Below are 6691 nucleotides of genomic sequence, written 5' to 3'. Positions count from 1 at the left end.
GGCGTTGCGTTCTGCGGATAGGCCGCGCCGCACTGGGGTGCGGCGCTCCCGGTGGCCGGAATGACGATCGAGGCCTGCGCGCGACCAGGCCGAGGCCAAGGCCGAAGCCCTGGCCGATGTGTTGGGCACGGCGGAAGTGGTCACGCGCAAGGATCTGCAGATCGAACTGGCGCCGATCCGTGCCGAACTGACCCTGCTCAAGTGGATGGTCGGTCCGTCGTTGGCGCTGTCTGCCGGCATCCTGGCCCTGCTGGCGCGCATCGCCTTCTCGTTGCCGCGGTAGGGCGATCCGCCACGCCGCCGCAAGATCGGCGGAACCTCCTGCGGAGTTCCGCCCTACGCCGGCTGGTTACCCTGACCCTCTGCCCCTAAAGACAAAGGTGGACCCCGCCGGATCGCAAGGGTTGGGCAGGTGCGGTCTGCCGGAACACGCAGCGGTTCCGCCATGGCCGTGCACCGCGCTGGCGGATCGCCTTGGGGGCATCCGCCCGGCGCTACGGCCCTACGGCGCTACGCCCCTACGGCCCTGCGATTTGCGTATACTATCGCTTGAAATCTCCCGTCCCCTGGGTCGTCCGGCGCCTAAGTGACGACGCAGCGCAACCTTTGGAATACCGGGGTCGACGATGGCAACGATCAGCTTCGAGTTTGAACCCTCCACCTTCGGCGCGCTACGCCTGGCCCCGAGCGAGTTCGCCCGCGAGATGTGGATCGCGGCGGCCGTGCAGTGGTACGCCCAGGGCATCGTCTCCCAAGGCAAAGCCGCCGAAGCGAGACCTGTGTCAGAAGTCTACTCGCGAAGCTTGCGTCTATTTCGGCGTAAGGTGGGTAATCCCGGCTAATCGCGCCTGGTCATTTGACGGAATGTCCGCACCAACCAAGCCCAGAGACAGGCGTCCATGAGCGCGAAATTCTCCGAAGACGTGGTCCCGTTGGCGGACCTCAAGGTCAATCCTGGCCGCGTGGTCAGACATGCTGCCGAGGCCCATCGGCCCGTGCTGCTCACCAGTCGCGGGCGCGGGGTCGCCGTCATGCAGTCCGTGGCCGACTACGAGCAGACCGCGGAGGAGTGCGCCTTCATGCGTGCCGTGGTCGCGGGATTGGCCGACCTGGACACTGGCCGCGAGGTCTCTCTCGCCGAGGCCAAGGCCAGATTCGGCTTGGCCTAGGGGCGTGACTGTCGCCAAGGTAAGCTTCGCGGAGTCCGCGCTCGGCGACTTGACGGGCATCCAGGAGTGGTACGCCGAAGAAGGGGTCCCGGAGGTTGGCGACCGGCTCGTCGCTGAGATGTTCGAGCGCGTGGAGGTGCTCGCCGACCACCCGCACATCGGGCGTATCGTTCCGGAGTTTGGCCAAACCTTCCTGCGCGAATTGATCCACCTTCCTTTCCGGATCGTCTATCGCCTGGACGCGCAGCGCGTTCGTATCGTTCGGGTGTGGCGCAGCGAACGGTTATTGCGGCTGCCGGCATCGGCCAAGGCACAGGACCCCGCAGGTTGAGCATTGCATTCACCCGTCTCGGTCGACCGCGGTCTGGCGTGACTCGGATCTGGTAATTATGAGTCGCGATCAGCCGAGACCCCCAGACGTCGTCACCGAGACACGCGAGGAAACACTCAACGCATATTCGGCGAAACCATCCCTGGTTCGCAGTGATGGCAATGGCGAGGAAAAGGAGCGCAGCGGATACGCAAAACGCCCGGTTCTGGAGCTTCTGCAAAATGTTGAGGACGCACTCTCCGACGAGGAGCGGCAGGGCGGCGTTCTAATTCGGCTTGCGGACGGTGAGCTGATCGTCGCGAACGAGGGTGCGCCATTTACCGATCGCGGGTTCCGTGCCCTATGTACGCTGAACGACAGCGCGAAACAGAAGGACAGGGACCGCGAGCATCCACCCCGCATGATCGGCAGCAAAGGCACCGGCTTCAAGTCGGTACTGAACTGGACCGACCGGATTGAACTCTTTTCCGGACGGATTGCCGCCCGGATTGCGGCGCGGTTTGATCGCTCGGAGGCGGCACTACGAATCCGCCAGAGGATCGGCGAAGCAGGTGTTGCGAAGCTCGAAGAGGATGGTCCTTGGCCCGATGGCCGATGCCTTTGCTCCAGGTCCCGTTATCGCTGGAGCCGGGTATGCATCCGAATACGCAGATTCAAGAACTGCTATCAGTCTGGTCCACGATATTTCGCATGAGGCTGCTCCAGGAAAAGATCGCCGAGGTTCAGGAGTTACTGGCGAACATCAATCCCCGGCAATGGCTTTTCTTGGAGCATTTGAACCGAATCGAAGTGTGTCTTGATGGAGTTCTGACCGATTGGCGAATTGATCGTCGCGAGCACCGGAGTAGCGCGGATAATACCCGGTGTTACCAGCTATACATCAGCAAAGACGGCCTTTCAGTCGCGCATTATCAAGTGATGCGACGCCTGCTGCCGGATTCAGTGATGCCCACCAAGTCCGACGAGGTTGGGCTCGCCGAGATTGGATTTGCCTATCAGGTCGATGGCAACGACGATGAAAGCGACGCAAGGGTTGCGAACTTCTTTGCGACCGACTGTCTTTCGCCGTTGCCGGCCATCGCCGTGCATGGCACCTTCCTGCTCAAAGCTGATCGAAGCCACCTCGCCGAGGATGATCCGAGCTACCAGCACGCACTCACTGATGCGTTATGCAATCTGCTGCGGGAGAGACTGATACCGGGCCTGGTCGCCCAGTGCGGCCCCGGCGCCCTGTATTATCTTGCGCCGCACCGCAGTAATTCCATTGGGGAGACCTATGGTGTCGAAGCAGAACTGCAACAGCGCCTTGTCGATGAAGTCAAGTCTACGGTATTCGTCCGCACGATTGCCGGGTCGGACGCAGCTCCGCGGAACCTGAACTTATGGGGCCACGGGCTCGGCAAGCTGCTTGAGACAAGCCCGGCGGGGCCAGAGATAACCCGATTGCCGCATCCGCACTGGTGTAACGACGACACCCGGACGATTTTGTGCAATCTGGGTGCACACTATTTGACGCCGACAGAGCACGTCAAGGCAATGCAGGGATGGCAGCCGACCTCGCCTGAGGCTGCGTGCGACGCCCATGATACTCTCGCGCAAACCTACCGGGAGATTTCTTGGCCTCGCTACGACGGGAAGGAGGCAGAGCGCGAGAAGAAGCTCTTCATTGATAACTCTCATCGGTTAACCATTTGGCGGGTTGTCGCCGGCGGGTATCGGGCATTAACCGTCACCACGGCTGATGTCACGGGGTTCTTTGAGCCACAGAAAGTGACGCCTGTTCTTCCGGACTTTATTCGTGTGGATTGGCTTGATGCAGAGTTTCAGAATTCTCTTAAGAGGAGAGATCTCTGGGAATCTCAGGTCTCCCGCGACCTTCGCGATGGTCAGCTACATAAGGGCGGGCGAAATGAGCTACTGGAACACGCAGTTCTTGCTTCCTTGCAGTATTCGCCAGACTGGTGGGTAACGAACGGCGACGCCTTGTTGCTTGCCTTGCGCGCGCTCGATTGCGAGGGTGACGAGTCAAGCGATATTTTCGAAAGCAAGCTGCGGGAGCGACTTGCAGAGCGGTGTCGGGTGCCGACGCGAGATGGCGGTTGGCAGCTAAGGTCTATGCAGGTGCCGATTGGGATAACACTTGGGCCGAGAACTTCGTCGCCCGATCAAGTGGACGGCGCTTTCTCCTCGCGCCGCCGGATCGGCTACCGGATGGCAAGGGCATTGCTCCAGTGCTGCGGTTCGTCGGGGTGTCTTGGAGTCCGAAATGGCGGCGGCACCTTGATGAAAGCGAAAACTATGGGAACTGGCCAGAAGACCCCGTTTCGCTTGGTGTGTCGCCGGACGAATTCTCGGGAATTGACGGGTGGCCGGACTACTGGGGTACGGTCGGTCGCAAGGAGCTTGAGAAGGATAATCAACGCACAGGGACCGGCGGGGTTGGGCGCTGGCCTTTGGTCAAGGCTTGGGCCATCGAAGGGCTTGAGGCCTTCATGGGAGGCTTTGAGGAGATTGCCGCTCGGGTAAGAGCCCTGCGTAACCTTTGGGAAGCGGCGGCGCGTCGTTCTCGACGCACTATTGTCGTCGGGCGGCGCGGACCGCAGGGCGGGAATATCAAGAAGATTGGAAAGTTCGAGTCAGAGCCGCAGTGGGGGTTCATTGCTTGGCAGATCAAGAACTCGCGGCTGTTCTCAGTCCAGACGTCACCGTTCTTCCCGGATGGCAAGGCAGCCCTGTGCGACCTCCTGATCGGCAGCGGCAGTAACGAGGCCTGGCTGAAATGGCTTCCCCGGCTTAACCTCGGCAGTTGTGATCCCCGTGAGAGGCGCGATTTGGAGGCATTCGCACTGGGTTTCGGTGCGAAAGACAGCGTGACCGAATACTCGCTAGACCAGTGGCGCGGTTGGCTATCCGGGCTGGCGGGTTGGCCGTTCGAGCAGCCGCCGATCAATGAACTCCGTGGTTTCGTGCACGCCCTGAGTAGGTTGGAGGTCGAGAACGACGATTGGGCGCCCAACACTCGGCTGCCTTGCGTGGACGCGGACGAAACCCTGGTGTTTTCTCCGGTAACCGAGCTGACAATTCTCGATGAGCCACGCTTTGAGGGGTTCAAGCTCGCGCTCTTGAAGGCGGGTCATAGGGTATTGCTCGCGAGCGTAGCCGAGGGGCGACTGCTATTGGAGATGTTCGGATGTAAGGACCGCGCAGTCAGCGCCTTGGTGCGACTCGATGTCGCTGAGCATCGGCCCTGCGAGTTGACGCAAGAACGCTTGCGGTGGTGCGGCAGGGTGCGTCCGCTGGTTCTCGCCTGGGTTGAACATGTCGGAGGGCGAAAGGCGGCTGACCGCCTTCGTGCTGCCTGGGCTCGCGAGATTCGGGCGCACAATCCACTTGAGGTCAACGTTGTCCTTGCAGCAGGTGGTGACTTGGGACGCACCAGTCAGCCGTTTCTCTGGGAAGACGACATCCTGCATGTCGATGCCGGGGAGGGACATCGCTGGCGACTATGGGATAACGTCGCTGCAGCCTTTGAGCAGCAGTCAAATTGTACCCGTCCCATCAAGCATGCGGTGTCACGGCTCTTTGATGTAGTGGAGACAGCGGGTTCGGCGGATGTCGGCCGACAATTCCTGGCGGCGGAGGGCTTGGGAGACGCAGAGTTCAGGGCTTGGGAAGACAAGGACCCGCGGGGTGGCGCCTCGGTCCCGGTGCCCGATCAGTCGTCGCTTCCCCAATCGGTCACTTTCCCCAATTCTGAACCAGGCGCAAAGGCGGTCACCAGCGCTCCGGCGGACGCAAGTCCGCGGCGGGGCTCATCCCCGACCACAAGCGACCACGACGACGATCTCCCGATTACACTGTCGGAAACACCGCGCAAGCCACGCCAGCAGCCGATATCGGGCTCGCCAACCTGCCCAGACGCGCCGACCCAAGCCCCGCGGGCGGCCCCGACGGCCGAGCCTGAAACTGGTCCCCGGCCAGCACAGATATCAGCGCCTCCCGATACACCGAAAGCGCCACCACCGTCACGGCCTCGCGGACAAGAGCCCCAGCAGCATGGTCAGGCGGCCGAGGCATGGTTTCGCGTTCGCTTGGCTGAACTGATTGGGGGTGACTTTAGGATCGAGCATCATGACCGGTCCGGTGGCGGCGAGACCGATCTCGTCATCTCTGCAGATGACTTGGAGATCCTGCATGTCGAGGTCAAGTTAATGACAAAAAGCAGCTTCTACTGGAGTCGGGAGGAAGTCTCTAAGGCCCAGTCCTGCGCCGCGCGCGGTATCCCCTACGCCCTCGCGATACTCAAACCTGACCGGGATGAGGAACCTGATGCCGAAGAGGGCGAGTTAAATTTTAGGGTCAAATGGATACCAGAGCCAGCTCGCCGACTGGCAAGCCGATGGAAGGAGGGGCGGGTGAGTGGCGAATGGCGTTGGAGGAAACAGACCGTCCCGGGTCAGACCCTTCAAAGCCGGGCAGCTTGGACGCCATCAACCCCGCCGAAGGCAAAGGCTCAGGGGATCACCTTTGTTATCGTGCCTGGTGACGGTGATTACGCTGGTGACGGGCTCGACTACGTCTTGAGCCTGATCAAGGCGAAGCGAGAACAAGGCTAAGGGCGGAACGCGGTCACCATTTAGCTGACCCCGGTGCGGGCACGACCCAACTCCTCGGGATAATAGGGGGGATAATAGGGGACGGGGGGATAATAGGGGACGTACCACGAAAAAAGCTCGCCGGCCCCTCACCCGCTAACCCACCCGCTCAAGCCGATCCGCCAAAGACCTCCTTCAGGCTCCGGCACTCCAACACGCGATCACCCCACTCCTCAAGCTCGGTCTCGCCGGCTTGACCAAGGCGCTCCTCAGCCCATGACGGCAGGGGGCCAAAGCGGCGAGTGAGTTGTCGACGCAGCAACTTAGCCTCGCCCTCCTGCCTGCCCTGATCCTTCCACTCTTGGGTCCAAGTCTTGACGCGTTCGGCCAGCATGTCGTGAAGCTCCTGTAGCTCGCTGAAATTGGGTATCTCGACGCCGGGCACGCGCGCCGGGAGCAGCACGCGCTTGAGCCAAACGACGAAGGCACGGCGCAGGCTCGCATTCTCTGCCCCGGCCAGCCACTCGACCAGGCAGGCGATGACCCGCTGGATGTTCTCCGGCGCCTGGGCATTCTCCAGGCGGAACAAGGCGGCG

8 protein-coding genes are annotated in these 6691 nt (G+C 61.6%); 7 read left to right on the top strand and 1 reads right to left on the bottom strand.

What is annotated here, in order from left to right:
- Positions 1 to 121: 121 nt before the first annotated feature.
- The 7 genes from QZY48_RS25855 to QZY48_RS25825 all read left to right on the top strand — a co-directional run bounded on the left by QZY48_RS25855 (position 122) and on the right by QZY48_RS25825 (position 6116).
- Positions 122 to 283, top strand: coding sequence for a hypothetical protein (locus QZY48_RS25855; protein ID WP_295436397.1), 162 nt, complete (start codon positions 122 to 124; stop codon positions 281 to 283).
- Between the two features lie 343 nt (positions 284 to 626).
- Positions 627 to 842: a UPF0175 family protein gene (locus QZY48_RS25850; RefSeq protein ID WP_295436396.1), complete on the top strand. Its 216-nt coding sequence runs from the start codon at positions 627 to 629 to the stop codon at positions 840 to 842.
- Between the two features lie 57 nt (positions 843 to 899).
- Positions 900 to 1169 (top strand): type II toxin-antitoxin system Phd/YefM family antitoxin, encoded by a 270-nt coding sequence (locus QZY48_RS25845; RefSeq protein WP_295436395.1) that lies wholly within the window; start codon positions 900 to 902, stop codon positions 1167 to 1169.
- Positions 1170 to 1173: 4 nt separating this feature from the next.
- On the top strand, positions 1174 to 1500 hold the full coding sequence (locus QZY48_RS25840) for a type II toxin-antitoxin system RelE/ParE family toxin (RefSeq protein WP_295436394.1): 327 nt from the start codon (positions 1174 to 1176) through the stop codon (positions 1498 to 1500).
- Between the two features lie 58 nt (positions 1501 to 1558).
- Positions 1559 to 2194: a hypothetical protein gene (locus QZY48_RS25835; RefSeq protein ID WP_295436393.1), complete on the top strand. Its 636-nt coding sequence runs from the start codon at positions 1559 to 1561 to the stop codon at positions 2192 to 2194.
- Positions 2134 to 4026 carry a hypothetical protein gene (locus tag QZY48_RS25830; RefSeq protein WP_295436392.1) on the top strand — a complete coding sequence of 631 codons (1893 nt, stop codon included), beginning with the start codon at positions 2134 to 2136 and terminating at the stop codon, positions 4024 to 4026. Before QZY48_RS25835 ends, QZY48_RS25830 begins: the two co-directional genes overlap by 61 nt.
- Positions 3993 to 6116 carry a hypothetical protein gene (locus tag QZY48_RS25825; protein WP_295436391.1) on the top strand — a complete coding sequence of 708 codons (2124 nt, stop codon included), beginning with the start codon at positions 3993 to 3995 and terminating at the stop codon, positions 6114 to 6116. Before QZY48_RS25830 ends, QZY48_RS25825 begins: the two co-directional genes overlap by 34 nt.
- 148 nt (positions 6117 to 6264) lie before the next feature.
- Here the strand turns inward: QZY48_RS25825 and QZY48_RS25820 are convergent.
- Positions 6265 to 6691, bottom strand: a 427-nt coding sequence (locus tag QZY48_RS25820; RefSeq protein ID WP_295436390.1) for a DUF4351 domain-containing protein, incomplete at its 5' end; no start/stop codon positions are given.

Origin of the sequence: uncultured Thiodictyon sp. (genome assembly GCF_903828115.1) — a bacterium.
Classification (GTDB): Bacteria; Pseudomonadota; Gammaproteobacteria; order Chromatiales; family Chromatiaceae; genus Thiodictyon.
The sequence above is the reverse complement of the archived record's forward strand: the minus strand, read 5'-3'. Positions and strand labels throughout refer to the sequence as shown.

Coding starts and splice junctions, on each gene's coding strand:
- QZY48_RS25850 (WP_295436396.1), top strand. CDS start 627: ATGGCAACGATCAGCTTCGAGTTTGAACCCTCCACCTTCGGCGCGCTA.
- QZY48_RS25845 (WP_295436395.1), top strand. CDS start 900: ATGAGCGCGAAATTCTCCGAAGACGTGGTCCCGTTGGCGGACCTCAAG.
- QZY48_RS25835 (WP_295436393.1), top strand. CDS start 1,559: ATGAGTCGCGATCAGCCGAGACCCCCAGACGTCGTCACCGAGACACGC.
- QZY48_RS25830 (WP_295436392.1), top strand. CDS start 2,134: ATGCATCCGAATACGCAGATTCAAGAACTGCTATCAGTCTGGTCCACG.
- QZY48_RS25825 (WP_295436391.1), top strand. CDS start 3,993: ATGGGAGGCTTTGAGGAGATTGCCGCTCGGGTAAGAGCCCTGCGTAAC.